The 26394-nt window shown below is 72.7% G+C and carries 23 protein-coding genes; 9 read left to right on the top strand and 14 right to left on the bottom strand.

Annotated features, from left to right (window positions below):
- Positions 1-125 precede the first annotated feature (125 nt).
- Positions 126-269 carry a hypothetical protein gene (locus ACLQ2R_RS21185; RefSeq protein ID WP_386235942.1) on the top strand — a complete coding sequence of 48 codons (144 nt, stop codon included), beginning with the start codon at positions 126-128 and terminating at the stop codon, positions 267-269.
- Between the two features lie 185 nt (positions 270-454).
- On the opposite strand, the gene ACLQ2R_RS21190 is transcribed toward ACLQ2R_RS21185, so the two are convergent.
- The 7 genes from ACLQ2R_RS21190 to ACLQ2R_RS21220 all read right to left on the bottom strand — a co-directional run bounded on the left by ACLQ2R_RS21190 (position 455) and on the right by ACLQ2R_RS21220 (position 6893).
- Positions 455-1798, bottom strand: coding sequence for a glycoside hydrolase family 3 protein (locus tag ACLQ2R_RS21190; protein WP_425961873.1), 1344 nt, complete (start codon positions 1796-1798; stop codon positions 455-457).
- 270 nt (positions 1799-2068) lie between these two features.
- Positions 2069-3742 (bottom strand): phosphoenolpyruvate--protein phosphotransferase, encoded by a 1674-nt coding sequence (gene ptsP, locus ACLQ2R_RS21195; protein ID WP_425962007.1) that lies wholly within the window; start codon positions 3740-3742, stop codon positions 2069-2071.
- Between the two features lie 5 nt (positions 3743-3747).
- Positions 3748-4005 carry an HPr family phosphocarrier protein gene (locus ACLQ2R_RS21200; protein WP_425961875.1) on the bottom strand — a complete coding sequence of 86 codons (258 nt, stop codon included), beginning with the start codon at positions 4003-4005 and terminating at the stop codon, positions 3748-3750.
- A gap of 62 nt (positions 4006-4067) precedes the next feature.
- Positions 4068-4700 (bottom strand): HAD family hydrolase, encoded by a 633-nt coding sequence (locus tag ACLQ2R_RS21205; RefSeq protein WP_425961877.1) that lies wholly within the window; start codon positions 4698-4700, stop codon positions 4068-4070.
- Between the two features lie 290 nt (positions 4701-4990).
- Complete coding sequence (locus ACLQ2R_RS21210; protein ID WP_425961879.1) at positions 4991-5446, bottom strand: PTS sugar transporter subunit IIA; 456 nt, start codon at positions 5444-5446, stop codon at positions 4991-4993.
- A gap of 43 nt (positions 5447-5489) precedes the next feature.
- Positions 5490-5726 (bottom strand): PTS glucose/sucrose transporter subunit IIB, encoded by a 237-nt coding sequence (locus ACLQ2R_RS21215; RefSeq protein ID WP_362813464.1) that lies wholly within the window; start codon positions 5724-5726, stop codon positions 5490-5492.
- Between the two features lie 132 nt (positions 5727-5858).
- Complete coding sequence (locus tag ACLQ2R_RS21220) at positions 5859-6893, bottom strand: SIS domain-containing protein (RefSeq protein ID WP_425961881.1); 1035 nt, start codon at positions 6891-6893, stop codon at positions 5859-5861.
- A 160-nt stretch (positions 6894-7053) separates the two neighbouring features.
- Here ACLQ2R_RS21220 and ACLQ2R_RS21225 point away from each other — a divergent pair, with 160 nt between their 5' ends.
- The 3 genes from ACLQ2R_RS21225 to ACLQ2R_RS21235 all read left to right on the top strand — a co-directional run bounded on the left by ACLQ2R_RS21225 (position 7054) and on the right by ACLQ2R_RS21235 (position 10343).
- The gene (locus tag ACLQ2R_RS21225; protein WP_386235957.1) at positions 7054-7794 is read left to right on the top strand and encodes a GntR family transcriptional regulator; all 741 of its coding nucleotides are present in this window, start codon (positions 7054-7056) and stop codon (positions 7792-7794) included.
- 83 nt (positions 7795-7877) lie between these two features.
- On the top strand, positions 7878-9356 hold the full coding sequence (locus tag ACLQ2R_RS21230; protein WP_425961883.1) for a PTS transporter subunit EIIC: 1479 nt from the start codon (positions 7878-7880) through the stop codon (positions 9354-9356).
- Between the two features lie 225 nt (positions 9357-9581).
- Positions 9582-10343 (top strand): Rv3235 family protein, encoded by a 762-nt coding sequence (locus ACLQ2R_RS21235; RefSeq protein ID WP_425961885.1) that lies wholly within the window; start codon positions 9582-9584, stop codon positions 10341-10343.
- Positions 10344-10607: 264 nt separating this feature from the next.
- Here ACLQ2R_RS21235 and secA read toward each other — a convergent pair whose 3' ends face one another.
- On the bottom strand, positions 10608-13421 hold the full coding sequence (gene secA, locus ACLQ2R_RS21240) for a preprotein translocase subunit SecA (RefSeq protein ID WP_425961887.1): 2814 nt from the start codon (positions 13419-13421) through the stop codon (positions 10608-10610).
- 248 nt (positions 13422-13669) lie between these two features.
- Between secA and ACLQ2R_RS21245 the strand changes: the two genes are divergently transcribed.
- Positions 13670-13975, top strand: coding sequence for an HGxxPAAW family protein (locus tag ACLQ2R_RS21245; protein ID WP_425961888.1), 306 nt, complete (start codon positions 13670-13672; stop codon positions 13973-13975).
- A 193-nt stretch (positions 13976-14168) separates the two neighbouring features.
- On the top strand, positions 14169-15371 hold the full coding sequence (locus ACLQ2R_RS21250) for a winged helix-turn-helix domain-containing protein (RefSeq protein ID WP_425961889.1): 1203 nt from the start codon (positions 14169-14171) through the stop codon (positions 15369-15371).
- Positions 15372-15431: 60 nt separating this feature from the next.
- On the opposite strand, the gene ACLQ2R_RS21255 is transcribed toward ACLQ2R_RS21250, so the two are convergent.
- The 6 genes from ACLQ2R_RS21255 to mtrA all read right to left on the bottom strand — a co-directional run bounded on the left by ACLQ2R_RS21255 (position 15432) and on the right by mtrA (position 22581).
- Entirely contained in the window at positions 15432-16136 is a 705-nt protein-coding gene (locus ACLQ2R_RS21255; protein WP_425961891.1) for a response regulator, read from the bottom strand.
- A 94-nt stretch (positions 16137-16230) separates the two neighbouring features.
- Positions 16231-16896, bottom strand: a complete 666-nt coding sequence (hpf, locus tag ACLQ2R_RS21260; RefSeq protein WP_425961893.1) for a ribosome hibernation-promoting factor, HPF/YfiA family — start codon at positions 16894-16896, stop codon at positions 16231-16233.
- Between the two features lie 521 nt (positions 16897-17417).
- Positions 17418-18122, bottom strand: coding sequence for a ComF family protein (locus tag ACLQ2R_RS21265; protein ID WP_425961895.1), 705 nt, complete (start codon positions 18120-18122; stop codon positions 17418-17420).
- 223 nt (positions 18123-18345) lie between these two features.
- Positions 18346-20154 (bottom strand): LpqB family beta-propeller domain-containing protein, encoded by a 1809-nt coding sequence (locus ACLQ2R_RS21270; protein ID WP_425961897.1) that lies wholly within the window; start codon positions 20152-20154, stop codon positions 18346-18348.
- On the bottom strand, positions 20144-21880 hold the full coding sequence (gene mtrB / locus ACLQ2R_RS21275) for an MtrAB system histidine kinase MtrB (RefSeq protein ID WP_425961898.1): 1737 nt from the start codon (positions 21878-21880) through the stop codon (positions 20144-20146). The genes ACLQ2R_RS21270 and mtrB overlap by 11 nt, the downstream gene beginning before the upstream one ends.
- Before the next feature lie 23 nt (positions 21881-21903).
- A complete protein-coding gene (mtrA, locus tag ACLQ2R_RS21280) occupies positions 21904-22581 on the bottom strand; it encodes an MtrAB system response regulator MtrA (RefSeq protein ID WP_030907316.1) in 678 nt (225 codons plus the stop codon).
- Positions 22582-23017: 436 nt separating this feature from the next.
- On the opposite strand from mtrA, the gene ACLQ2R_RS21285 reads away from it, so the two are divergent.
- Genes ACLQ2R_RS21285 through ACLQ2R_RS21295 form a run of 3 tightly spaced genes read left to right on the top strand, consistent with a single transcriptional unit; the run spans position 23018 to position 26261 of the window.
- On the top strand, positions 23018-24388 hold the full coding sequence (locus ACLQ2R_RS21285) for a hypothetical protein (RefSeq protein WP_425961900.1): 1371 nt from the start codon (positions 23018-23020) through the stop codon (positions 24386-24388).
- Positions 24385-25026, top strand: a complete 642-nt coding sequence (locus tag ACLQ2R_RS21290; RefSeq protein ID WP_425961901.1) for a DUF4129 domain-containing protein — start codon at positions 24385-24387, stop codon at positions 25024-25026. The genes ACLQ2R_RS21285 and ACLQ2R_RS21290 overlap by 4 nt, the downstream gene beginning before the upstream one ends.
- Entirely contained in the window at positions 25023-26261 is a 1239-nt protein-coding gene (locus ACLQ2R_RS21295; protein ID WP_425961903.1) for a DUF4350 domain-containing protein, read from the top strand. The genes ACLQ2R_RS21290 and ACLQ2R_RS21295 overlap by 4 nt, the downstream gene beginning before the upstream one ends.
- The last annotated feature ends 133 nt before the right edge of the window (positions 26262-26394 follow it).

The raw sequence follows: 26394 nt of genomic DNA on the forward strand, positions 1-26394 counted from the left end.
CGAACTGGGGTCTGACCGGAAGGCGTCACCGAACGTTCACCGAACAGCAACCTGCTAATAGGTGACTAATCCTCGTTTGGTATGAATTATCGCCTTAAGCGTTCCTTCTCCCTGCGAGGTTAATTATGTCCGGATTCCTCTCCACGGTGATCGCCAAGGCGGTCGTGATGCTGCTGGAAGCCCTGCTCACCCGCATCGTCCAGTCGCTCGTCGTCTCGCTCTCCAGGACCGGCAACTTCGGCAAGCTGGGCAACCTCGGCCTCGCCTGACCCGGCGACGACCGCCCGCTCGTCCCGGCGTCCGGCACCCGATCCGGCGTCCGGCATCCAGGACCCCGTACCCGATCCGGTGTCCAGCACCCGGTCCGGGGCCCAGAACCCGATCCGACATCCAGCACTCAGCACTCAGCACCAGGGGCCCGGTACCCGGTCCGGCATCCGCCGTCCGGCCGCGTTCAGCGCGCCTTCGCGGTGATCAGCCTGGCGACCTTGACGTGCTCGGCCGAGCGCAGGATCCGCTCGGCCCTGGCCGGGTCGGCGACCGGCGCCCTCACCAGCAGGCCGCGGGCGGCCTTCAGCTTCAGCAGCCGCCGGACGGACTGGTCGAGCCGCGCCTCGGAGATCTTCCCGGACCGCACGGCGGCCAGCACCGCGCGGTGGGCCTCGTCGTAGTCCGGCGGCATCAGCAGCAGGTCCACCCCCGCCAGGATCGCCCGCACCGCCACCTGCCCGTCCCCGTACCTCTTCCGCACGCCCTCCATGTCGAGCGCGTCGGTCGAGACGACCCCGTCGAAGCCGAGCTTCTCGCGGAGCAGGCCGGTCAGGATCGGCCGGGAGAGCGTGGCCGGGTCCCCCGAGGGGTCGAGCCGGGGCATGACGACGTGCGCCGTCATGATCGCGTCGACGTCCTTCCCGATGGCGGCGGCGAACGGCGGCGCGTCCAGCCTGCCCCACTGCGCGCGGGAGTGCTTGATCACCGGCAGGCCGGTGTGGCTGTCGACGTTCGTGTCGCCGTGGCCGGGGAAGTGCTTGGCCGTGGCCGCGATCCCGGCGTCGTGGAACCCCCGGACGGCGGCGGCCACCATCGGCGCCACCTTCCTCGGGTCCGAGCCGTACGCGCGCGGGCCGATCACCGGGTTGCGCGGGTTGAGGTTGACGTCGGCCACGGGGGCGAAGTCGAGGTTGATCCCCAGCGCGCGCAGCTCCGTACCGGTCACCTCGGCCGCGCGGCGGGCCAGCGAGGCGTCCCCGGTGGAGCCGATCACCGAGGCCCCGGGCATGTCGGTGACCAGCGGAGCGAGCCGGGAGACCTTACCGTTCTCCTGGTCGGCGGCGATCAGCAACGGGATCTCCGGCGACGCCTTCTGCAGCCCGTTGGTCAGCGCCACCACCTGGCGGACGCTCTTGATGTTGCCCGCCCACGGGAACAGGATCACCCCGCCGGGACGGTGGCGGGCGACGACCTTCGCCGGGGTGCTCGCTCCGAACCGCGCCTGGTTCTCACCCGAGACGGTGTCGGCCGCCGGCCCGTACAGCACGGGCATGAAGAGCTGGCCGATCTTCTCCTCCACGCTCATCGAGCCGAGCACCGCCTCCACCCCCCGGGCCGCCGGGGTCGCCGAGCCCTTGGGGGTCGCCGCGGCGCCCGCCGTACCGGCCGGGCCCGCCGGGGTGGCTCTCGCGGAGCTCTCCCCCGGACCGGCGGCACCGGTCGCGGGCGGGGCCGTCCTCACCGAACCGGCACACCCGGCCGCCATCGCCGCCGTGGCCGCCGTCGCCGCGATCGCCGTCACACGCATCCACCGAAGCATGACGCCTACGCTATCCGTGCGGACGCCCCGGCGCCCGCCGGCGAACCTCCTGCGGGCCGCCTGTCCCCTTCCCGGGGGCGTCCTGTCAAAGAAGCGCGACCCGCCCGGCGGCCTTCCCGGGGCGCCCCGTCGAAGGAGGCGACCCGCCCGGCGCCGTTCCCGGGGTCGCCCCGTCGAAGGACACGACCCGTCCGGCGCCCCTCCCGGCGCGCGCCCGGCCTCGGGAGACGGGGCCCGCCCCCCTCACGTACCCCGTCGTCAGAGGGCGAGGCCCTCCAGGCCCGGCAGGTGGGAGCGGGCCGCGGCGCGCGCGTCCTCGGGAGAGGTCGCGGCCCGCGCGGCGCCGGCCGCGAGCGCGCACTGGTCCCGGGTGTGTCGCGAGAGCGCCGCCCGTACGGCGGGCAGCGCGGGTGCCGACATCGACAGCGAGGTGACCCCCAGCCCGACGAGCACGCAGGCGAGCGCCGGGTCCGCCGCGGCCTCCCCGCACACCCCGCACGGCCTGCCGCGCTCGGCCGCACCCCCCGCGGCCAGGCCGACGAGGTCGAGCACGGCGGGCTGCCAGGCGTCCTGGAGGCCGGTCAGCGCGCCGAGCTGCCGGTCGGCGGCGAGCGCGTACTGGGTCAGGTCGTTGGTGCCGACCGAGAGGAAACCCGCGTGCACGGCCAGGTCGGAGGCGCGCAGCGCCGCGGCGGGTACCTCGATCATCACGCCCGCCGACGGCAGCCCGGCCGCGTCGCAGGCGGCGGTGAACCAGGCCGCCTCCTCGGCGGTGGCCACCATCGGCGCCATCACCTGGAGCCTGCCCGCCGAACGCGCCGCCGCGGCGGCGAGGGCCGCGAGCTGCGTGGCCATGATGTCCGGGTGCGTCCGGAACAGCCGGACGCCCCGCTCGCCCAGCGCCGGGTTGGGCTCGTGCGCCCCCGGCGGCAGGAACGCCAGGGGCTTGTCGGCGCCCGCGTCGAGCGTCCGCACGATCACCCTGCCCCCCGGGAAGGCGTCCAGCACCTCCAGGTAGGCCTCCTCCTGCTCGGCCGCCGACGGCGCCTCGGCCCGGTCCAGGAAGAGGAACTCGGTCCGGTAGAGGCCGATCCCCTCGGCCCCGTGCTCCAGGGCCGCGGCCACGTCGCGCGGCCCGCCGATGTTGGCGAGCAGCGGCACGGCGTGCCCGTCGGCGGTCGTCCCCGGTCCGCTCGCGGCGGCCAGCACGGCCTGCCGCGCGGCGTCGGCGTCGCGCGCGGCCAGGACGTCCTCACCCGAGGGCGCGGGCCTCACCAGGCCGGAGGTGCCGTCCACCAGCACCTCGGTGCCGGGGAGGATCGATGTGGCGCCGGGGCAGGCGACCACGGCCGGCACCCCCATGGCGCGGGCGAGGATCGCGGTGTGGCTGGTCGGCCCGCCCTGCTCGGTGACGAAGGCCGCCACCACGTCCCTCGACAGCAGCGCCGTGTCCGCGGGCGCCAGGTCCCTGGCGACGAGCACGTACGGCTCCCCGTCCCCCGTGGGCACCTCCGGGAAGGGCCGGTCCTCGATCACCGCGACGGCCCGGTCCCTGACGTCGTCCAGGTCGGCGACGCGCGCGCCGAGGTACCCGCCGGAGGCGGCGAGCACCTCGCGGTAGCGGCCGAACGTCTCGTGGACCGCGCGGGCCGCCGAGGTGCCCGCCCCGACCAGCTCGGCCACCCCGTCGGCCAGCCCGGGATCGCGCGCCATCATGGCCTGGGCCTCCAGGATCCCCGCGGCCTCGCCGCCGGCCCTGGCACCGCGCTCCTCCAGGTCGGCCGCGACCCGCTCCAGCGCCCGTACGGCCCTGGCCAGCTCGGCGGCGGCGTCCCCGTCGTGACGGGACCCCGGCTCCGGGACGGGTGCCTCGTACGCGAGCACGTAGGCGGGGCCGAGACCGACCCCGGGGCTCACGCCCACCCCCGCCATCGCGCTCACGGCGCCGAGGCGATCCCGGCCAGCGCGTCGAGGAGCTCGTCGGCCCCCTCGCCCTCCGCCCGGATCACCACGGTGTCGCCCTCCCTGACGTCCAGGGAGAGCACCGACAGGATGCTCTTGGCGTTCACCGGCGTGCCGGACCCCTTGGCGATGGTGACGTCCAGGGACGCCTTCGCCGCCGTCTGCACGAACGTCGCGGCGGGCCGGGCGTGCAGGCCGACCTCCGACTTCACGGTGACTTGGCGCTCGGCCACGTTCTCCTCCTGTGCGTCGGCCGCGCGGTCTAGACCGCGCGGCTCCTCTGTCGTGTGGGGTGTCATGCCGAGGGGGGCCAGGTGACCCCGGTCAGGTCCGCGACCACCAGGTCGGCCGCGGTCAGTTCCGTGCCCGCGTGGGTCGTCGCCACGCCCACGCAGGCCATGCCGGCCGCCTTGGCCGCCACGATCCCGGCGATCGAGTCCTCGAACACCACACAGTCTGCCGGATCCACGGACAGTCGTGAGGCGGCGAGCAGGAACCCCTCGGGGTCGGGCTTGCCCACGGTCACGTCCAGGGCGGACACCAGCGTGTCCAGCAGGTCTCGGACGCCGATCCGGGCCAGCCGCTCCTCGGCCCAGTCGCGGCCGGCGGAGGTGACGACCGCGATCGGCGAGCCGTACGCCGCGACGGCGCGGATCAGCTCGGCCGCCCCGGGGACCGGCACGATGTCGGGCAGGCCGGGATGGTCCTTGTAGGAGAGGACCTCCGTGATCAGCTCCTCGATCTCCCTGCCGGGGAAGAGGTGGGCCCGTTCGGCCAGCACGTCGCGGCCCCGCCGTCCCATGAACTCGCGCAGCACGACCTCGTCGTGGCTCACCCCGTGCCGCTCCAGCAGCATCGACCACATCGCCATGCTCCGCCGCTCGCTGTTGATCAGCGTCCCGTCCAGGTCGAAGAGCGCCGCCTTCACCGGCGTCCCCGCGTCCCGCACGGCCTGCGCGGCGTCTGCGGCCCCGCCCTCTCCCGCCGGCCCCGAGTCCCCGGCGGCTCCAACGCCTCCCGACGCTCCCGCGACTCCCACGGCTTTCGCCGCTCCCGCGATTCCTGCGGCTTTGGCGTCTCCCGCAGCTTCTACGGCTTTCGCGGCTCCCGCGGCCGGTTCGGCCGGCGTGACCGGTTCCATGATGGGCTCGCCCTCTCGCCGTCGTTCGTCCCCGTCCGGGTTCCAGCATCCTCTCCGGCCCGGCGGGGCGCGAGCCCTCAGGCCGGGTCGTCCCACTCGAAGAGCCCGTCCCCCGCCGTCACCACGCCCGCCGCGAGGCCGGAGACCGTGCCCGCGGCGGCGTCCAGGGCCACGACCGGGCAGATGGGATGGCGCCCGCTCGCCTCGATCCCGGCCGGGTCCCACGCCACGACCGGCTGCCCCGCCCTCACCCGGTCGCCCTCGACGGCCAGCGGCTCGAACCCCTCGCCCCTGAGCTGGACGGTGTCGATGCCCAGGTGGACGAGGACCCCCCGGCCGTCGTCCCCGACGACGACGAAGGCGTGCGGGTGCAGCTTGACGATGGTGCCCGCGATGGGGGCGACCACCCTGCCGGGCGTCCTGTCCGGTTCGATGGCCATGCCTGCGCCGACCAGGCCCTCGGAGAAGACCGGGTCGGGCACCGCGCCGAGCCTGACGGCCACCCCCGTGACCGGTGCCAGAACCGTGGTCACCGCACTCCCCTCGGCACGCCCACCGCCCGCGAGGACGGTCCCGTCAGCCGATGATGTCCTCGATGTCGCCGGCGATCGTGTCGGCCTCGGGGCCCACCACCACCTGGACGACGTTGCCCGCGGCCATGACACCGTGCGCCCCGGCCGCCCGCAGGGCCGCCCGGTCGACCTTGGAGGCGTCGCGCACCTCGGTGCGCAGCCGGGTGATGCACGGCTCGATCTCGATGATGTTGCCCGCCCCACCGAGTCCGGCGATGATCGCGTCGGCGTCGACCGCCATGTCGCCCTCCAATTGTGATCACCCTGCTCCCGTGCCATGACCAGGCTAGAGGAGGCGTCCCCGCCCGCGGGCGTCGATCGGTGTACGCCGACGCCCACCCGGTGCCGGTCGGCCTTCACCGGCCGGTCCGCGTCAGTCGGTCTGCGTCACCTTGTTGAGGCCGCGCGGGGAGTCGGGGTCGATCCCCAGCCTCCGGGCCAGGGCCTCGGTGAGGAGCTGGCCCGGGACGATCAAGCCCATCGGGGCCACCCACTCAGGCAGGTCCGGGCCGTTCAGCGCGGCGGTGGCCACCGAGGAGAGCGCGGTGCCGCCGCCCACCGTGTACGCCGAGGCCCCCGCGCCGGTCACCCGCTCGGCGAGCGCCACCGTACCGGCCAGGGTGGGCCCGTCGCCGGCCGCGACCAGCAGGGCCGGGGTGTCGGCGTCCACCACCGCGATCGGGCCGTGCAGCAGGTCGGCGTAGGACAGGCCCATGGCGTGCAGGTAGCACGCCTCCTTGAGCTTGAGCGCCAGCTCCAGCGCGGTCGAGAAGGCGAGGCCCCGGCCGGAGACCACCACGCCCGGCTTGTCGGCCAGGCCCTCGACGACCGCCTCCAGATCACCCGGGTCGGTGACCAGCTTCTCCACCGCGTCCGGAACCCGTCGCAGGTCGTCGGGGTCGACGTCGGCGCCCAGGCCCAGGGCGAGCACGGCCAGCGCGGCCAGCGCGGTGGTGTAGGTCTTGGTGGCCGGTACGGCCTTCTCCTCGCCCGCCACCGTGCACAGGGCGAGGTCGGCGACCTGGGCGAGCGGGCTGCCCTCGCCGCCGTTGGTGATGGCCACGGTCCGGGCGCCGCAGTCCTTGGCCCAGGTCAGGGTCTCGACGATCTCCTCGGTACGACCCGACTGCGACAGCGCGACGGCCAGCACGCCGTCCAGGTCCAGCCGGCGCCGGTAGGTGGTGGCGATCGAGGGGGCGGCCAGGGTGGAGAGCCGTCCCGTGTGCGCCTCGGCCAGGTACCGGCCGTAGACTGCGGCGTTGTCCGAGGTGCCACGGGCGATGAACAGCAGCTGACGGGTCTGCCCCGCGAGCCGCTCCACCTCCGCGGTCCTGGGGAGGAGGGCGTCGAGCGTGGCTCGCAACGCAGCGGGCTGCTCGGCGATCTCGCTGCGCATCTTGGTCGTCATCTCGCGCTCATCCTTCGGTTCGGACGGACGAGATCGGGCCGTTATCGATCCGTCGCCGGTCCGTACGTTGACACCCTTTTCCGGCCTGTGGTCTAGTCCGGACTAGACCAGTACGAACCATAACTCATCAGGCATCTCAGATCGAGAGGGGAGGAATTCCATGGCTCACATCGATCCGGACAGCCCGGTCCCCAAGTACTTCCAGCTACGGGAGATCCTGCTCGACCTGATCGAGAACCACGAGCTGGCCATCGGCACCGCGATCCCGTCCGAGCGAGAGCTCTGCCAGCGCTTCGGGCTCTCCAGGATGACCGTGCGGCAGGCCGTCGACCACCTGGTCTCCGAGGGCAGGCTCCAGCGGGTCGCCGGCAAGGGCACCTTCGTGGCCCGGCCCAAGATCGAGATGTCCCTGCGGCTCACCTCCTTCAGCGACGAGATGCGCGCCCGCGGCATGGAGCCCGGCTCCCGCGACCTGGATCGCCGGCTGGTCAGGGCCAGTGCCCACCTGGCCAGGGAACTCGGCATCAGACCGGGCGACGAGGTGCACTTCATCGAGCGGCTGCGGACCGCGGCCGACGAGCCCATGTGCATCGAGCGGGCCCACATCCCCGTCTCCCTCGCCCCCGACCTGGACACCCACGACCTGACCGGCCGATCCCTGTACGCCCTGCTGGAGACCCGTTACGGCCTGGTCCTGGACGCCGGTGAGCTGACCATCGACGGCGGGATCGCCGACCCCGGGGACGCGGACCTGCTGAAGCTCCCGCGCGGCGGGGCCGTGCTGCTGCTCCAGCGGCGTTCGTTCGCCGGGGGCGTCTGCGCCGAACTCGGCGTCTCCACCTATCGCGCCGACCGCTACCAGCTCCGTACCATCCTGGAGACACCGGCCCGCCGCGGCTGATCCGGCGAGCGACGGGCCGCCCGCCCCCGCGTGACCGGCCCCTCGCCGGCCTCCTTCCTTCCAGCCCCTGGAGGAAAGCTCACATGAGTCCCCCTCCGGTGGACGCGGGCCCACCCGCCGCCCACCCGGCCGGGTCCACCGCGAGCGACCGCCCGGCCGGGTCCGCCCCGAGCAACCGTTCGGCCGGGTCCGCCCCGAGCAGCCGTTCGGCCGGGTCCGCCGTGATGGGCGTGCTCCAGCGGCTGGGGCGTTCCCTGATGCTGCCGATCGCGGTCCTGCCGGCGGCGGGCCTGCTGCTGCGGCTCGGGCAGGACGACCTCCTCGGCCGGACCGACGGGGCGCTGCTCGACGACGTGGCCCGCGTCGTCGGCACCGCGGGCGGCGCCCTCTTCGACAACCTGCCCCTGCTGTTCGCGATCGGCGTCGCCATCGGGTTCGCCCGCAAGGCCGACGGCTCCACCGCGCTGGCCGCGCTCGTCGGCTACCTGGTCTTCCACGCCGTCAGCATGAACATGTTCTTCATCCTGTTCGACGCCGACATGCGGGAGTCCATCACCGTCGAGGTGTTCGACAGGACCGCCCCCGGTGTCCCGGACGTGGTGCTCGACCTCGGCGCGCAGAACCCGACCCGGGTCCTCGGCGGCATCGTCATGGGCCTGGTGTCGGCGCTGCTCTGGCAGCGCTACCACCGCACCAGGCTGCCCACCTGGCTGGCCTTCTTCGGCGGACGCCGCCTGGTACCGATCCTGACCGCCTTCGCCGGGCTGGTGATCGGCGTGCTCCTCGGCACCGTCTGGCCGGTGCTCGGCGGATGGGTCCGCGCCTGCGGGACCTGGCTCGCCTCCAACAGCGAGCTCGGCGCCGGGATCTACGGCATGGTCAACCGCGCACTGCTCCCGCTCGGCATGCACCACATCGTCAACAACGTGATCTGGACGCAGGTCCCCGAGTGCGTGGTCGACGGCAAGAGGCTCGCCGGGGACCTGATCTGCTTCAACAACGGCGCCGTCGGCCACGGCGGCTTCGAGGCCGGTTTCTACCCGGTCCTGATGTTCGGGCTGCCCGCCGCCGCGCTCGCCATCTGGCGGGCCGCGCCGCCGCACCGGCGCACCGCGGTCGGCTCGATCATGATCTCCGCGGCGCTCACCGCGTTCCTCACCGGGATCACCGAGCCCATCGAGTTCGCCTTCGTCTTCGTCGCACCGGTCCTGTTCGTGATCCACATCGTGCTGACCGGTATCTCCCTGGCCCTGGCCTCCGCCCTGGGCGCCAAGCTCGCCTTCAGCTTCTCCTCCGGCCTGATCGACCTGGTCCTGTACGGGACGGCGCCCAACGCCCGGGGGGTACCGATCATCATCGCGATGGGGCTGGTCTACGCGGTGATCTACTACACCGTGTTCAGCTTCCTGATCAGGAGACTGAACTTCATGACCCCGGGCCGGGAGCCTGAACCGGACGTCGACTCGGGCGAGCCTCCCGCGACCGCCGCCGCCCCCACCGAACCCCCCGGCCCCACGACGTCTCCCGGGCCTGTCCGGCCCACCGAACCACCCGGCCCCTGACGGCCCGGCGACGTTTCCGGCCGTCCCCGCGCGATCACCGCTCGGACCGGAACCCGTTCGCCGGAGAGACCGACCACCCCAACCCCCAGGTCACCTTCCTCACCGACCGGGACGAAACCACCCGGATTTCATGGAAGTTGGTGGGCGGCGTATCTGGACGGCAGACCGGAACCTCCTTGATGTGTGAGTTTCACCGCCCATGAGCCGACCATCACGGAGTCGCCCATGTCCCCCCTTCGACGTCCGGCGACACTCCCCCGCCCGGCGACGTTCCCCCGCCTCGCATCGTCCCCCGCCGCCGAGCCGCCCTACGACGACGACCGCCCCTGCGGGGACGGCTCGGCCGTACCGCCGTACGTTCAGGGAACCCTCGCCCTCACCCTCGGCCCCGAGGAGCGAGAGTCACCGTCGCCGGTACGCCGGCCCGGCGTGAACCGGCGCCCCTCCCCCGGAACCCTGTCCCTGCCGTCCCTGCCGTCCCTGCCGTCCCTGCCGTCCCTGCCGCCCCCTCCGGTCACGAGACCACCGGGCTCCGCGGTCGCGATACCCACGAGCGTCCCGGCCGCGAGAACACCCGGCTCCACGGTCGCGAGACCGGCGGGTTCCCCGGCCACGAGGGCGCCCGGGCCGGCGGGCACGGGTCCTTACAAGCCCGCGGGAGCGAGGACGCCGGACGCGGTCCCCGACGAGCGGTGGCTGCGTGCCCTCGCCCAGGCCGTCGCGGAGATCCTGGCCGGCAGGCGCTCCCCGGCGACCGTCTCGGACCATCTGACCGCCAGGGCCCGCGCGGAACTGGCCGGGAGCGGGAGGACGATGCGGTGCACGCGCCCTCCCCGGGCGGGCAGGGCGCACGTCTCCCGGCCCGAGGACGGGGTCGTGGAGATGTGCGCCGTGGTCGACTGCGGCGACCGCTCACACGTGCTGGCGCTGAGACTGGAACGCAGGGGCGTGCGATGGCTGTGCGTCGAGGTCGAGACGACCCCCTGACCGCCGCCGTGAGCCGTGCCGTGCCACGGCCGCGCTCGTGGGCCGCACCATGACACGGGGGTGGTCCCAGGGTCGCGCCCGGCGGTGATCCTGGGCTGTGCCACACGGCCAGGATCGCGCCTCGGCGGTGATCCTGGGCCGTCCCACGACATGGTCCCGGACATGACACGCTCCCCAGGCATGACACGGTCCCGAAGCACGACATGGTCCCGAGGCACGACATGCCGGAGGGCCCGCACGATGTGCGGGCCCTCCGGTCGGCGATCAGGCTTCGACGTGCCTGGGGTCGCCGTGGCAGCGCTTGTACTTCTTGCCCGAACCGCAGGGGCACGGGGCGTTGCGCTCGACGTTGCCGTACGCGTCACGCTGGGCCTTGGTGCTGACCCGGGTGTGCTCGGCCTCGCCGCTCTCACCCGGCGCCGTGTACTCCAGCTCCGCCGGGCGCTGCGGGCCGCGCAGTCCGCGGGCGATGATCGAGCGGGCCTCCGCGACGGCCGCGTCCTCGGTGGGGTCGGCCTCCTCGACGATCGGGTTGCTCTGCACCTCGACCTCGAGGTTGAACAGGTAGCCGACCGACTCCTCCTTGATGCCGTCGAGCATCTGGGTGAACATCTCGAAGCCCTCGCGCTGGTACTCGATCAGCGGGTCGCGCTGAGCCATCGCGCGCAGGCCGATGCCCTCCTGGAGGTAGTCCATCTCGTACAGGTGCTCGCGCCACTTGCGGTCGAGGACCGACAGGATGACGCGGCGCTCCAGGACCCGCATGCCCTCCGGGTCCATGGCCTGCGCGTTGATCTCCTCCTCGCGACGGTCGTAGGCGGCCATCGCGTCGGCCTTCACCCGCTCCTCCAGGAGCTTGGCGTTGAGCTCCTCGCGGCTGCCGGCCTCCTCGACGACCTCGTCGATCGTGATGCCGATCGGGTAGAGCTGGCCCAGGGCCTTCCACAGCTTGTCGAGGTCCCACTCCTCGGCGAAGCCCTCCGAGGTGGCCGCCGTGACGTACTCGTCGATCACGTCGTTGACGAAGCCGCGGATCTGGTCGCGCAGGTCCGCGCCCTCCAGGACCCGGTGGCGCTCGGCGTAGATCACCTTGCGCTGCCGGTTCATGACCTCGTCGTACTTCAGGACGTTCTTGCGGATCTCGAAGTTCTGCTGCTCGACCTGGTGCTGGGCCGAGGCGATCGCCTTGGAGACGATGCCCGACTCGATCGGCACGTCGTCCGGGATGTTGAGGCGCGTCATGATCATCTCGACCCTGGCCGAGTTGAACAGCCGCATCAGGTCGTCTTCCAGCGAGAGGTAGAAGCGCGACTCGCCGGGGTCGCCCTGACGGCCGGAACGACCGCGGAGCTGGTTGTCGATCCGCCGCGACTCGTGCCGCTCGGTGCCCAGGACGTAGAGGCCGCCGAGCTCGGTGACCTCGTCGTGCTCGGCCTGGACGGCCTCCCTGGCCTTGTCCAGCGCCTCGCCCCAGGCCTTGTCGTACTCCTCCGGGGTCTCGACCGGGTCGAGGCCGCGGCCGCGCAGCTCCAGGTCGGCGCGGAAGTCGGGGTTGCCGCCGAGCATGATGTCGGTGCCACGACCGGCCATGTTGGTGGCCACGGTGACGGCGTGCTTGCGGCCCGCCTCGGCGATGATCGCCGCCTCACGCGCGTGGTTCTTGGCGTTGAGCACCTCGTGCTTGACGCCCCGGCGCTTGAGCTCCTTGGCCAGGCGCTCGGACTTGGCGACGCTGGTGGTGCCGACCAGGACGGGCTGGCCGCGCTCGTAGCGCTCCTTGATGTCCTCGACCGCGGCCACGAACTTGGCGTCCTCGGTCTTGTAGACCACGTCGGCCTGGTCCTTGCGGATCATCGGCCGGTTCGTGGGGATCGGGACGACGCCGAGCTTGTAGGTCTGGTGGAACTCGTTGGCCTCGGTCGCCGCGGTACCGGTCATGCCCGACAGCGTCTCGTAGAGGCGGAAGTAGTTCTGCAGCGTGATCGTGGCGAGAGTCTGGTTCTCGTCCTTGATCTTCACGCCTTCCTTCGCCTCGATGGCCTGGTGCATGCCCTCGTTGTAGCGGCGGCCGTGCAGGACGCGACCGGTGAACTCGTCGACGATCAGGACCTCGCCGTCGACGACGATGTAGTCCTTGTCCTTCTTGTAGAGCTCCTTGGCCTTCAGCGCGTTGTTCAGGAAGCCGACCAGGTGGGTGTGCTCGGGCTTGTAGAGGTTCTCGATGCCGAGCCAGTCCTCGACCTTCTCCACACCGGACTCGAAGATGCCCACGGTGCGCTTCTTCTCGTCGACGGCGTAGTCGCCGGTGTTCTCCTCGCCGTCCTTGCCCTCGGTGCCCCTGCGGAGCCGGGGGACGATCTTGGCGAACTCGGAGTACCACTTGCCGGACTGCTCCCCGGGACCGGAGATGATCAGCGGCGTCCTGGCCTCGTCGATGAGGATCGAGTCGACCTCGTCGACCACGGCGAAGTGGTGGCCGCGCTGCACGCACTCGTCGAGCGACCAGGCCATGTTGTCGCGCAGGTAGTCGAAGCCGAACTCGTTGTTCGTGCCGTACGTGATGTCCGCGTTGTACTGCTTGCGGCGCTCGTCGGCGGGCATGTTCGCCAGGATCACGCCCACTTCGAGGCCCAGGAAGCGGTGGATGCGGCCCATCTCGTCGCCGTCACGCTTGGCCAGGTAGTCGTTGACCGTGATGACGTGGACGCCGTTGCCCGCGATGGCGTTGAGGTAGGTGGGCAGCGTACAGGTGAGGGTCTTGCCCTCACCGGTGCGCATCTCCGCGATGTTTCCCATGTGCAGGTTGGCCCCGCCCATGATCTGCACGTCGAAGTGGCGCTTGCCCAGCACCCTGCGGGAGGCCTCGCGGACGGTGGCGAAGGCCTCGGGAAGCAGGTCGTCGAGGGACTCGCCCTCGGCGTAGCGCTTCTTGTAGTCGTCGGTGAGCGCGCGAAGCTCGGCGTCGGTCAGGCTCGTGAAGTCGTCTTCGATGGAGTTGACCTGGTCGGCGATCCGCTTGAGCTTACGCAGAAGCTTGCCTTCGCCGGCGCGAAGAATTCTATCGAGAAAGGCTGGCACTAGGTAAAGCTCCTCGCAGGTCTTCCGCGGCCGGACCGGCCCGGCTGAGGACGAGACATGGTTCTCCGCTGCCATCGTAGGCGGTTCTGCCACCAGACACAGCCACCCTCAAAGACGCGCTTGTGGGCCATGGAGTTCCTTGCCCACTTCTTTGAGAGAGTACGACCAGCTTTAAAGGGTATGTCGGAGTTTGTCACTTCCGCGATGATCGATATCCGGTCGTGTCTCCGTACCTGGAAGGAGTGGCCGTGACGGCGCAGGAGAACCCCAGGGCCACAGAGCAGGGGCACCCCCGGACGCGGGAGACGCCCGAGGGGAGCCACGGGGGCAGGGCGTCGTCCTGGCTCGCGGTGACCGTGATCCTGCTGGGCTTCGCGATCGCGGGGGTCGCCCTGTGCGTCGGCCCGAACTGGACGCTCTTCTGGATGGGCGCGGCGGTCTGCGCGATGGGCGGTGTGCTGACGCTCGTCTTCAACGTCTTCTCCGACGTCGTCGTGGACGCCCCGCGCACGAACACGAGCGAGGGCCGTACCGGCGAGAGCGTCCTCGACTGACACGGGCCTCACCGGCCGGGGAGCACACCGGCCGGAGCGTCCTCGGCCGGCACGCACCCCACCGGCCCGCGACCGCGCCGACGAGCGCGCCGGCCACGACGTTCCGGGCTCCGGCTGACACCGGCATAGCGTTTTCGTCGGTGTGAGGCGCTAGCCTCTGGCCGTACGACGTGTTGTCTCCCCTGGGGCGGTCATGAAGCTCTCCCTCTCCCCCGACGAGGCCCGCCGCGCGATCCTGGTCGCGCAGGGGTTCCTGGGCGCGCGGGCCCGGCGCGGCGGCGTCCCCGCGACCCTGCGACGGCTCGGGGCCGTCCAGCTCGACACGATCTCCGTGCTGGCCCGCTCCCACGAACTGGTGGCCTACGCCCGCCTGGGCGCCGTGGGCCGGGCCACGGTGGAGCGGGCCTACTGGGACGAGCCCGCCCGCGCGTTCGAGTACTGGTGTCACGCCGCGTGCGTCCTGCCGATCGGCGACTGGCCGCTGTACGCCTTCCGCCGCAGGTACTTCACGGCCAGGAGGTTCCGCTGGCACGAGGTGCCCGACAGCGTGGGCAAGGTCCTTCACCTGGTCCGCGAGAACGGCCCGATCACCACCGCCGACATCGGCGGCGCCAAGAAGGGCGGCCCGTGGTGGGACTGGTCGGACTCCAAGATCGCCATTGAGTGGCTGCTCGACACCGGCGAGGTGGTCTGCACCCGCCGGGTGGGCTGGCGGCGCGTCTACGACCTGGCCGAGCGGGCGGTCCCGGCGGACCTGCTGGCCGAGGACCTCTCCGACGCCGAGTGCGTCACCCGCCTGGCCGGGATGGCCGGGCGCGCGCTCGGGGTGGCCACCCGCGCCGATCTCGTCGACTTCCTGCGCCTGAAGGCACCCGAGGCACGGCTGCTGGACGGGTGCCTGGCCGAGGGGACCGCCGGGCTGGTCCCGGTCCGCGTCCCGGGGTGGCCGGAGCGGGCCGCCGACGCCTGGGCCGATCCCGCCGCGCTGGAGGAGTCCTCCGCGGGCCGTCACCGCACGACCCTGCTCTCCCCGTTCGACTCCCTGGTCTGGGATCGCGCCCGCACCGCGCGGGTGTTCGGTTTCAACCATCGCCTGGAGGCGTACGTGCCCAAGGAGAAGCGCGTCCACGGCTACTTCACGATGCCGGTCCTGGCGGGGGGCCGCCTGATCGGCCGGGTCGATCCGGCGCGGGAGGGCTCGGTGCTGGTGGCCCGCCAGGTGAGCCTGGAGGAGGGCGTCACCCCGGCCAGGGGAGCCGTTCCGCTGGCGGCGGCGCTCCGGGAGGCCGCCGGGTGGGTCGGCTGCGACACCGTCCGCGTCGACCGGGTGGACCCGCTGCTGGCCGGTCCCCTCCGGGAGGCCCTGGGCCGGGACGCCGGGAGCCGGACGCCCTGAGGGCGAGCGTGACGGCGGCGGGGCAGGGGCGCCGGGCGCCCCCACCTCGCCGGCGGTGGATCAGGTGATCTCCAGCATCCGCTCGCGGACCGCGTAGACCACCGCCTCCATCCTGGAGTGGAGCTGAAGCTTGTCCAGGATGTTCCTGACGTGGTTCTTCACGGTGTTCTCCGAGATGAACAGCTGTTTGGCGATCTCCCGGTTGTTCATCCCCTTGGCGACCAGGCGAAGGACCTCCATCTCCCGGTCGGTCAGGCGCGGGACGGGGAGCTGCGGGGGCCTTTCGGCCTCCTTGCGGCTCATGTTGGCGAACTCGCTGATGAGTTTGGCGGCCATCGCCGGGTTGATCAGCGACTGTCCCTCGTGGACGCCGCGCACGGCCTCCGGGACCTCGTCCAGCTGGACGTTCTTCAGCAGGTAGCCGGTGGCACCCGCCTTGATCGCCTCGAAGAGGTCCTCCTCCTCGTCACTGACCGTCAACATGATGATCCGCGTGCTCGGCACCGAGGCCTTGATCTCACGAGTGGCCTCGATGCCGCTCCTCCGTGGCATCCGGACGTCCATGAGCATGACGTCCGGGGTGAGACGGTCGGCGAGCTCGACGGCCTCCTGGCCGTCGCTCGCCTCTCCGACCACCTCTATGTCCGTCTCGGCGGCCAGCGCCATCTCCAGGCTGCGCCGGATCAGCGCGTGATCGTCAACGATCAGCACGCGGATCGGTTCGCCGCGCCCGGTCGGGCCGGTTGCGTCGTCGGGTTCCGTCACGCCTCCTCCTCGGGGGGCCAGAGCCGGTGGACCGCCATGATGACACGGGTTTCATGGTCCTCGGTTGGTCGGAGAGGATCTTCGAACGCGTCCGTCAGGGTTCGATGAGCCGCAGTACGCCGTAGTTGTACCCCTGGCGGAGGTACACGACGCTCGGCTGCCCGCTCTCCTTGTCACGGAAGAGGTAGAAGTCGTGCCCGACCAGTTCCATCTCGAGAAGCGCCTGGTCGATCGTCATCGGTTCGGCCTTGTGGGACTTCTCCCGGACGATCAGCGGCCCGTCGCCGTCCATCTCGATCGGGATGAGCGCCTCGTCCTCGGCGATGTCGTCCTTGACGTCCGTCTCGACCTCGGCCGGGGCCCGCTCCGTGAGCACCGTGCCGGACTCGTTCTCCAGGGACTGCGCCAGCGCGGTGGCCGTCAGCTCGGCGACCGACGGGGGGCAGTGGTTGCCGTGGTGGATCTTCCGGCGGTCTGCCAGGCGCCGCAGGCGCCCTTCCAGTTTTCCGAGTGCTATGTCAAGGGCGGCGAAGCGGTCGTCGGCGGACGCCTCCGCGCGGACCGCCGGACCACGTGAGTGGATGGTGAGTTCGACACGTTCCCGCTGGTCGACGATGCGCGGATTACTCTCCTTGGACACCTCCACGTCAACGCGGATGAGCTTGTGGTCCAAACGCTCGATCCTGGCCAGCTTGGCGTTCACCTGGTCACGGAATCGGTCACTCACTCCGGTGTGCCGACCCTTGACGATGATCTCCATGCACAGCCCCCCTTCGAATCACGACGGTGGTATTACGACACCCGCTCGGCCGACCTGGTCTTCGTCCCCACATCCGCCTGCAGAGGGTTTCGCAGCTCTTTGCCACTACATTCCCTTCTCTCCGGGCAAGGAACATCTGGCTCCTTGGGAAGGCAGGACTTACCTCTAAGCCGCACCGTGATCGATCGACGAGAAGTCGTCTTACGTGGACCGTTTCGCCTGCGGCTGGCATCGGCTAGCCGGGCCGGCCTCGTTTCCGAGGTCGGTCCGGTGCAACCACGGACCCGAGCGGGTGCCATGGCTCTGACGCTATCCGTATCCAGGCCGAATGTCACCGCGACGGCCGATCGAGGGATCACTTTGCGTGATCCGGGCCCGGCCCCGGCTCCGGCGGGACACCGGCGGCCGGGGCGGCGGGACGACGGGAGCGGGGACCGGCCCCCGTCGGTGATCAGCGCCGACGACCCCGGGGGCGCGGCCTCCGGCGGACGCGCGGCCCGGACGACCGGGCCGCGGGCGCCTCACCCTCGGTCACGATCATCCGATCGTGTTCTCCGGCGTGTCGCGGCGACCGTGGCGGCCAGCGAGGGCGTGACGCCCACCTGCCGCAGCGCCCTGGCCGCCTCGGCGAGCGTCGCCCCGGTGGTGACGACGTCGTCGACCAGCACGACCGCCTCCGTACCGCCCCAGGAGCGCGGCACGGGCGCGTTCCGGCCGACGGCGACCGTGAAGGCCGAGGAGAGGTTCGCGGCCCGCTGGAGAGAGCTCAGCCCCGCCTGGTCGGCGACCCTGCGACGCTGCGCGAGCACCCGCGCCACGGTCGCCGGCCAGCCGGCCTCCCGGAGGTAGCCGGCCGCGAGCTCGGCGAGCCGCGCCACCGGGTCGTGCCCGCGGCGGCGCAGGGCCGGGCGGGCGCTGGGCACCGGCACCAGCAGCACCGGCCGCTCGCCCGCCGCGGTGGCCACGGCCAGGGCCAGTGCCCCGGCCAGGGGCGGGGCCAGGGCGGTGCGCCCGCGCTCCTTGTAGGCGATGATCGCCCGCCGCACGGCGGGGGTGTACTCGGCGGCCGACCAGCAGTCGGGCAGGCCGGCCGGGACGGGGTCGGGCATCCGGCGGGCGGGCTCCCCGTGCAGCTCCGCCGCGCATCGGGGGCAGACGAGGGCGCCCGGCGCGTCGCATCCGGCGCAGCGGGGCGGCAGGATCAGGTCGAGCATGGCGGTCGTCACGCATCCACCGTGCCACACCGCACCGACAAAAAGCCCAGCCCAGAGCACCGGCGGGGGCCCGTGCCCGCCCGGGGGACGCACGTCCTGAGGATCGGGGCCCGGTTTCCGGCGATCACCCACCCGGCGGGGCGGGACCCGGCTCCCGGCAGGCGTGCGGCCGATGCCCGGCCGGTGCTCGGCCCAGCGGGAAGGCAGGTGTCCAGCCCAGCGGGAAGACCGGTGTTCAGCCCAGCGGGAAGGCCGGGAAGGAGGGGCCGTTCTCCACGAAGTCGGCCGTGCCGTTCTCGTGCCTGACCAGCGCCTCCCACTTGCTGGAGGTCCAGTAGAAGACCTGCTTGCCGCCCTGCTCGTCCGTGCTCCCGGCCAGCAGCCTGCCGTCCAGGGCGGCGATGCTGTCGATCCGCGAGCCCGTGCCCAGCGACATGGGCTCGGCGGCGATCGACGCCTCCAGGAGCTCGGACCTGTCGGTGAGCGCGTAGAGGGTCTTGCCGTCGTCCCAGGTGATGTCCTTGATCCTCCGGCCGTTCTCGCTGTCCACCACGGTCTGCAGGTTGGCGATGCGGGTGCGCTCCTTCTCGCCGATCACGGTGCCGATCCTGACCTGCTCGCCCAGCCCGTCCCTGACGATCACCGCGACGTGCACCCCGTCCCGCGCGACCTTGAGCGACTTGACGTAGACCGTCTCCAGGTCGGGGGCCGTCACCCGGTAGTGCCGCTTGCCGTCGCCGTCGTACCGGGTCAGGACCGAGGTGTGGTCGTTGGGCCGGTCCACCGCCCAGAGCGTGTCGTAGCGGTCCCAGGAGGGCGGGGCGAGTGACTCCCCGCTGGCCCACACCCGCCACTCGCCTCCCGCGGCGAGCGGCGCGACCGACAGGCTCCTGCGGTCCGCGGAGAGCTCCGCCACCTGCTTGACGCTCTGCCCGCTGATCGCCGGCCGGTCGAGGCCGAGCCGCTTCTGTCCCGCCCTGCCCGGTACGGGCTGCCCGGTGTTCTCCTTGCCCAGCAGCCGCAGGCCGCCCGCGGCGAGGTAGTACGGGTCGACGGCGCCGGGGGTCAGCCAGGGGTCGAAGCCGGACTGCTTCTGGGCGTCGACGCGCAGCGGCGCGTCCGGGTGGTAGGACTCGCCGTTCACCTTGACCTCGAAGCCCCAGCCCCCCTTGGTGAGCGCGGACAGCGTCGCGGCGAGCTGGGCCGACATCGGGTCGACCAGGTCCTCGGCCACCCTGCCGTCGAGGTCGACCACGACCCGGTTGTTCTCGGTGGTGACGTCGACGAGCCCGATGCCGGTGAAGGCGGTGCGCACCGCGTCCCTCAGGGAGCTGCTCGGCCCCCGCAGCAGCCGCTCGACCGTCGTCTTGGCGAAGTTGGCCCCCGGGTCGATCGGCACCCGTACCTGGTCGACCACCAGCGCCTTGCGCCGGGCGTCGAGGAAGTACAGGTCCACCGGCGGGTAGCCGCGGGCGACGTCGGCCTCGGACAGCAGCAGCCCGTCCGGGGCCGTGCTGATGCGCCACTCCCCGTCCGCCTGCCTGGCGAGCGTGAAGGGCTGGTTCAGCGGGCCGCCGCTCGGGCGGTAGCGGCCGTCCGGGTCGATGAGCGCGATCTTGGTGCCCTTGAGCGTGACCTGGGCCTGCCTGTCCTCGGCCCCGATCGGCGCGAACTTGTCGTACGCGCCCTGCCGGTAGACCGTGACGCCGCTGCGCGGGTTCCACTTGGCGGCGAAGTCGGCGGCGAGGTACTGGCGGGCGATCCCGAAACCGGAGTCGTCCGGGCTCGCCATGGCGGAGCGGAACCCGGTGACGACCTCCTCGGGCGACCAGCCGGCCTTCGGCGGCATGGCGACGACGCGCGCGTACGGGTCCCCCAGCGGGCTGCCCTTGCTCTCGTCGTCGACGGACATGACGGACCTGCCGCCGGTGGGGATTACCGAGCAGGAGACGGTCCCCGCCAGCAGGGCAAGGCTCAGGGTCAGGGCCGGGAGCACCTCCCGGACCCGCCGCGCGTGACGCCGCGGGCCGCCTCTAGTCGGCATCGCGCCCCCCGTCGGCCGCCGCCGGCGAGAGCACCGGCGTCATCTGACCACGCCAGGTACGGCGCATCTCCACCTCCGGCGGGACCAGCGGCAGCGGCGAGCCCCGGAGCACCGCCCCGGCCACCCGGGGCAGGGAGAGCCGGAACTGCGACCCCTCCCCGTGCGCGCCCCACGCCTGCAGCCAGCCGCCGTGCAGGATCGCGTCCTCGCGGGAGATCGCCAGGCCCAGGCCCGTACCGCCGATGGTGCGCGCCCGGGACGGGTCGGCCCGCCAGAACCGGTCGAAGACCATGTTCTCCTCGCCGGCCTTCAGCCCCACCCCGTGGTCGCGTACGGCCACCGCCACCGCGTCCCTGTCGGCGGCGACCGAGACCACGATGTCGCGGCCCTCGCCGTGCTCGATGGCGTTGAACAGCAGGTTGCGCAGGATCCGCTCGACCCGGCGGCTGTCCATCTCCGCCATGCAGGGCTCGCCGGGAAGGCGCAGGTCGAAGCGGGTGGAGTGGCGCTCGGCCAGCGCCTCGGAGTCGGCCACGGCGCGCAGCACCACGTCCCTGACGTCGACGGAGTCGACGTCGAGGTCGGCCGCGCCCGCGTCGTAGCGGCTGATCTCCAGCAGGTCGGCGAGCATCTCCTCGAAGCGGTTGAGCTGGTTCTGCATCAGCTCGGCCGACCGGGCGGCCATCGGGTCGAAGTCCTCGCGGGCGTCGAAGAGCAGGTCGGCGGCCATCCGCACGGTGGTCAGCGGGGTGCGCAGCTCGTGCGAGACGTCCGAGACGAACTGCCGCTGGACCTGGGAGAGCTCCTCCAGCTGGTGGATCTTGAGGGCCAGGTTCGCGGCCATCTCGTTGAAGGAGGCGGCCAGCCGGGCCAGGTCGTCCTCGCCGCGGACCCTCAGGCGCTCGTCCAGGCGTCCCGCGGCCAGCCGCTCGGCGGCCTGCCTGGCCAGCCGGACCGGCGTGACGACCTGCCGGGTGACCAGCGAGGCGATCGCGGCCAGCAGCAGCACCAGCCCCACCCCGACCAGGACGAGCATCCGCTGCACCGAGGCCAGGATCAGCTCCTCCCGCTCCAGCGGGACCAGGTGGTAGATCTCGTACGTGGAGTCCAGGGCGGTGCCCGAGGTGTCCAGGCGGGTGCCGATGACGATGCCGGGGACGGTCTTCTGGCCCAGGTAGTGCAGCGGGGTGTACCAGGTGCTCTCCTCGCCGGGCTGCTTCCTGAACAGCTCCTCGCGCTGCCTGGCCGGGATGCTGCGCGGGTCGATGTCCGTGGTCCCGTAGAACTCCCCCGGCCGCTTCTCGTTGCGGATGATCACCGAGTAGCGGCTGGCGGACCCGGCGCGGCGGGCCAGCGCGGCGGTGGCCTGGCCCAGCGGGGTGTCACCCGCCCCCGGGAGCGCCTGGTCCGCGTCGGCGGGCGGCTTGGCGGCCTCGGCGGCCGGCTGGCTGAGGTAGCCGAGCACCGCGTTCCTGTCGGCCTGCGCCTCGCTCTTGGCGGCGCGCTCCCTGTTCTCCAGGGTGGCGCTGACGATCTGCTGCATCAGGAAGACGCCGAGCACGGCGACGACCACGATGGAGATGACCATCGTGCTGGTGACCACGCGCAACTGAAGCGAACGCCAGAAGATCCGGCGTACCCGCCCGGCCGCGCGCCGGGTACGCCGCCGCGCACCCCGCAGCAGCTGGCGCGGGGTGCGACGGCGTCTCTTCGGTGCGGAAGGCATCTCGGGTCCGGGGGGAGCCGTGGCTAGGCCGGTCCGGCCTTGTACCCGACCCCGCGGACCGTGACCACGATCTCGGGGTGCTCGGGATCCTTCTCGATCTTGGCCCGGAGCCGCTGGACGTGCACGTTGACCAGGCGGGTGTCGGCCGCGTGGCGGTACCCCCAGACCTGCTCCAGCAGGACCTCGCGGGTGAAGACCTGGCGCGGCTTGCGCGCCAGGGCGACCAGCAGGTCGAACTCCAGCGGGGTGAGGTTGATGGTCTCCTCCTCCCGCTTGACCGAGTGCCCGGCGACGTCGATCGTGATGTCGCCGATCTGCAGGATCTCCGGCGTCGGCTCGTCGGTGCGGCGCAGCCGGGCGCGCACCCTGGCGACGAGCTCCTTGGGCTTGAAGGGCTTGACGATGTAGTCGTCGGCCCCCGACTCCAGCCCGAGTACCACGTCGATGGTGTCGCTCTTGGCCGTCAGCATGACGATCGGCACCCCCGACTCGGCCCGGATGCGCCGGCAGACGTCGATGCCGTCGGCACCGGGCAGCATCAGGTCGAGCAGGACCAGGTCCGGCCGGGTGTCGCGGAACGCGTCGAGCGCCTTGTCCCCGTCGGAGACGAAGGAAGGCTCGAAACCCTCCCCGCGCAGCACGATCCCGAGCATCTCGGCGAGAGCCGCGTCGTCGTCGACGACCAGCACGCGTCCTTTCATGGCCCCTCATTCGGTTTACGCAGTTCGGGAGTAATGGGATAAACCGCTCGGTGGTCGAAGATTACCCTCGTCCGCCTACCAGATGACACCGGCCGACGACCGGGCGTCCGAATGACGAATTTTAGGCGTACACGACGTGAAGCGCGCAGTGATGCCCCCGCACGGCCGTCTCCGGCCCCGGCGACTGCGGACACCGGGCGGTGATGACCACGGTCCCAGTCTGCGGTAAACGACCGCGTCTCGGCCATCTCTCCGCCATCTCCGCCGATCTCCGGACGCGGGAGGGTCCCCGCGCGAAGGCCCCGTGCGAAGCCCCTGAGCGCCGGGCCCGGGGCGGGAGGGCCGCGGGAGGGCCATGGGATCGCCCGCCGGGACGAAACGGCCGCCGGATCACCCGATCACCACGAACGGTGTGTCCACATGCCAGGATTGGGATATGTCAGACGGTCACGGCCCCGCTCCCGGCGCCTCGGGTGCTCCTGATCCCTCGGGCGCCCCGGGCACTTCCGGGGCTCGGGACACCCCGAGCGCCCCGGCTCCTCCCGGTGTCCCAGGTGCCCCGGGTGCTTCGGGTGCCCCGGGTGCCCCGGGTGCTTCGGGTGCCACGGGTGTCCCTGGTGCCACGGGCGCTCCCGGCGCCTTCGCGGCTCCGGGTGCCGGGCCCGCGCCGCAGGTCCCCCCGGGCCCCTGGCCGCCGTACGACGAGGCGCCGGCCCCGCAGTGGCCCTACGCCCCGTCACCGTACGGCGCGCGGACGCCGCCCCCCGCGACGCACACCGGGATCATCCCGCTGCGCCCGCTCGGCCTGGGCGACATCCTGGACGGCGCGACCAAGCTGATCCGCTCCAACCGCAGGAGCGTCCTGGGCCTGTCCGCGGTCGCCGCCACGCTGTCGGCCCTCACGCAGGTGCTCTTCATGGACCCGATCGACCTGTCCGTACTGGCGCAGGATCCCGCGGGCGACCAGGAGCTCGCCTCCTTCGGCGAGCCCGCCCCGGCGTTCGGATCCCTCCTCGGCGACACCCTCCTGTCCTACGGGGTGGAGTTCGTCGTGATCACGCTGCTGACCGGCATGCTGACCGCCATCCTGGGCCGCGCGGTCTTCGGCGGCACGATGACGGTGGGCGAGGCCTGGGCGCGGACCCGCGGCCGGGTACCCACCCTGTTCGGGCTGGTGTTCGCCGTCCTCCTCCTCGTGCTCGTCCCGCTGCTCCTGACCATGGGGCTCATCGCCGCGATCGGCGCGGCCGGGGCCGGGCCGGCGACGACGGCGCTCGTGGGCGTGCTGGCGGTGCCGGCCCTCCTGGCCGGCCTCGCCTTCCTCACCACCCGGCTGGCGCTGGCCCCCTCCATCGCGGTGCTGGAGCGGCGCGGGATCGCCGGTTCGCTGCGCCGGTCCTGGCAACTGGTCTCGGGCGGCTTCTGGCGCACCCTCGGCATCCTGCTCCTCACCTGGCTCATCGCGCTCCTCGTCGGCCAGGTGCTCGGGCTGCCCTTCGTGCTCGCCGGGACCCTCGTCGGCGCGCTGGGCGACTTCCCCGCCTCGCAGATCACCGCGACCGTCCTCATCACGGTGGGCGTCACCGTCGGCGCGGCGATCGCCCACCCCCTGCGGGCCGGCGTCAACGGCCTGCTGTACGCGGACCGGCGGATGCGCGCCGAGGCGTTCGACCTGGAACTGCAGACCGCGGCGCTCGAACAGCGGCGGCAGGGCCGGGAGCAGCCCCCGTCCGACGACCTGTGGAACCCCTCCCTCACCCCCGGCCTGTTCGCCGGACAGGCGCGGCCGGCCCGGGGAGCCTCGTGATCACGCTCCTGACGCCCCCGGGCGGCATCGGCCGCGAGGAGGCCCGGAACGGAGCCGTCCAGGAGCTGCTCGGACCCGGCTACGCCAGGGAGTCCCTGTTCGACCGTTTCTGGCGGTGGACGGACCAGTTCCTCGGCGACCTGCTGGACCAGGAGTCCATCGGCGTCGTCGGCAGCGTGGCCGCGCGGATCGCCCTCGTCGCGATCGTGGTCTGCGTCGTCGTCGCCCTGCTCCTGGTCGCCCGCAGGACCACCGGGAGGGGCACCCCGCGGACCAGGGGGGTCTTCGGCGACCGCCGCCTCACCGCCGCCGAGCACCGCGAGGCGGCCGAGCGGCTGGCGGAGGAGGGCAGGTGGGCCGAGGCGGTCCGCGAACGGCTCCGGGCCGTCGCCCGCGACCTGGAGGACCGCGTGATCGTCGACGTCGTCCCGAGCCGTACCGCCGGGGAGCTCGCGGCCGAGGCCGGGCGGGCGCTGCCCGCCCTGGCCGCCGAGCTGGCCGAGGCGGCCAGGGTGTTCGACGACGTGACCTACGGCGAGGTGCCCGGCACGCCCGAGGCGTACCGGATCATGCGCGACCTCGACGAGCACCTGCGCGCGGCCCGCCCGTCGCCCGCCGCGCGGGTGGCGGCGCCGTGAGCCCGTCCGCACCCGGCCGGGCCGACGCGCCCGTCGCGCCCGCCCCGCCGGTTCCCCCGGCCCCGGCCGGGCGTGCCGTCCCCGCGACCTCCGTCTCACCCACAGCGGCCGGTCTCTGGCGCGGCGGCAGGAGCGTCCTGCTGGTGGTGGTCGTGATGGTCGCCGGCGCGCTGGCCACCGTGCTGCTGAGCGGCTCCGGCCAGGGCGGAAGGCCCCTCGACCCCGCCGACGCCTCGCTGTCGGGCGGCAAGGGCCTGGCCCGGCTGCTGCAGGCCCGTGGCGTACGGGTGCAGCGCGTCACCTCGGTCGCCGAGGCCGTCTCGCTGGCGGGCCGGGCGGGCCCGGCGGGCAGCACCCTGCTGCTGAGCTCCGGCTTCCCGCTCACGACCGACGAGGCCGAGCGGCTCGCCACGACGCCCTCCGACCTGCTGCTGGCGGGGGTGCGCTCACGCCTGTGGCTGCTGGCCCCGGGGGTGGGCGCGGACGGTGAGGCGCGGGCGCGTTCCCGCGAACCCCGGTGCGACCTTCCGGCCGCGACACGGGCGGGCAGCGCCCACCTGGGCGGTGTGACCCTCACCCTGCCCGCCGACGCCGTCGGCTGCTACCCCTCCGGCCGCAGGCCCACCCTGGTCTCCCTGCGGACCGGGGCCAGGACGGTCACCGTGACCGGCGACGACGCGTTCATGAGCAACCTGCGGCTGGCGGAGGACGGCAACGCCGCGCTGGCGATGAACCTCGCCGGCGCCAGGCCCGCCCTGATCTGGCTGACGCCGCCCGAGGCCGGGCCGCGGGCGGCCGCGACGGGGGCGGCGGGGTTCTACGACCTGGTGCCCGAGGGCGTCAGGTGGGCGGTGGCGCAGGTGTTCCTCGCGGTGCTGCTGCTGGCGCTGTGGCGGGGCCGCAGGCTGGGCCCGGTGGTGACCGAGCGGCTGCCCGTCGTGGTCAGGGCGGCCGAGACCGTCGAGGGGCGTGCCAGGCTGTACCGGGCGAGACGCGCCCGGGACCGGGCCGCCGCGGCGCTGCGCGCCGGCTTCACCGACCGGGTCACCCCCCGGCTCGGGCTGCCCTCCGGGGCGGGCGCCGACGCCCTGGTGAACGCCGTCGCCGAGCGGACCGGCCAGGCCGCGCCGTACGTCGGCGCCGCCCTGTACGGGCCGCCACCGGCCGACGAGGCAGGGCTGGTGGCCCTGGCCGCATACATGGACTTCGTGGAAAGGCAGGTCGGACAGTCGTGACCACACCACCGGGGAACGGCGATCTCGCCGCAGGGGTCTCCTCCCCCGCCGGGACCGAGCCGGGCACACCCGGCGCACCCGGCACACCTGACGGACCCGGCACACCGGGGACACCGAACGGACCCGGCACGCC

Origin of the sequence: Streptosporangium sp. DT93 (assembly GCF_049844535.1) — a bacterium.
Lineage (GTDB): Bacteria > Actinomycetota > Actinomycetes > Streptosporangiales > Streptosporangiaceae > Streptosporangium.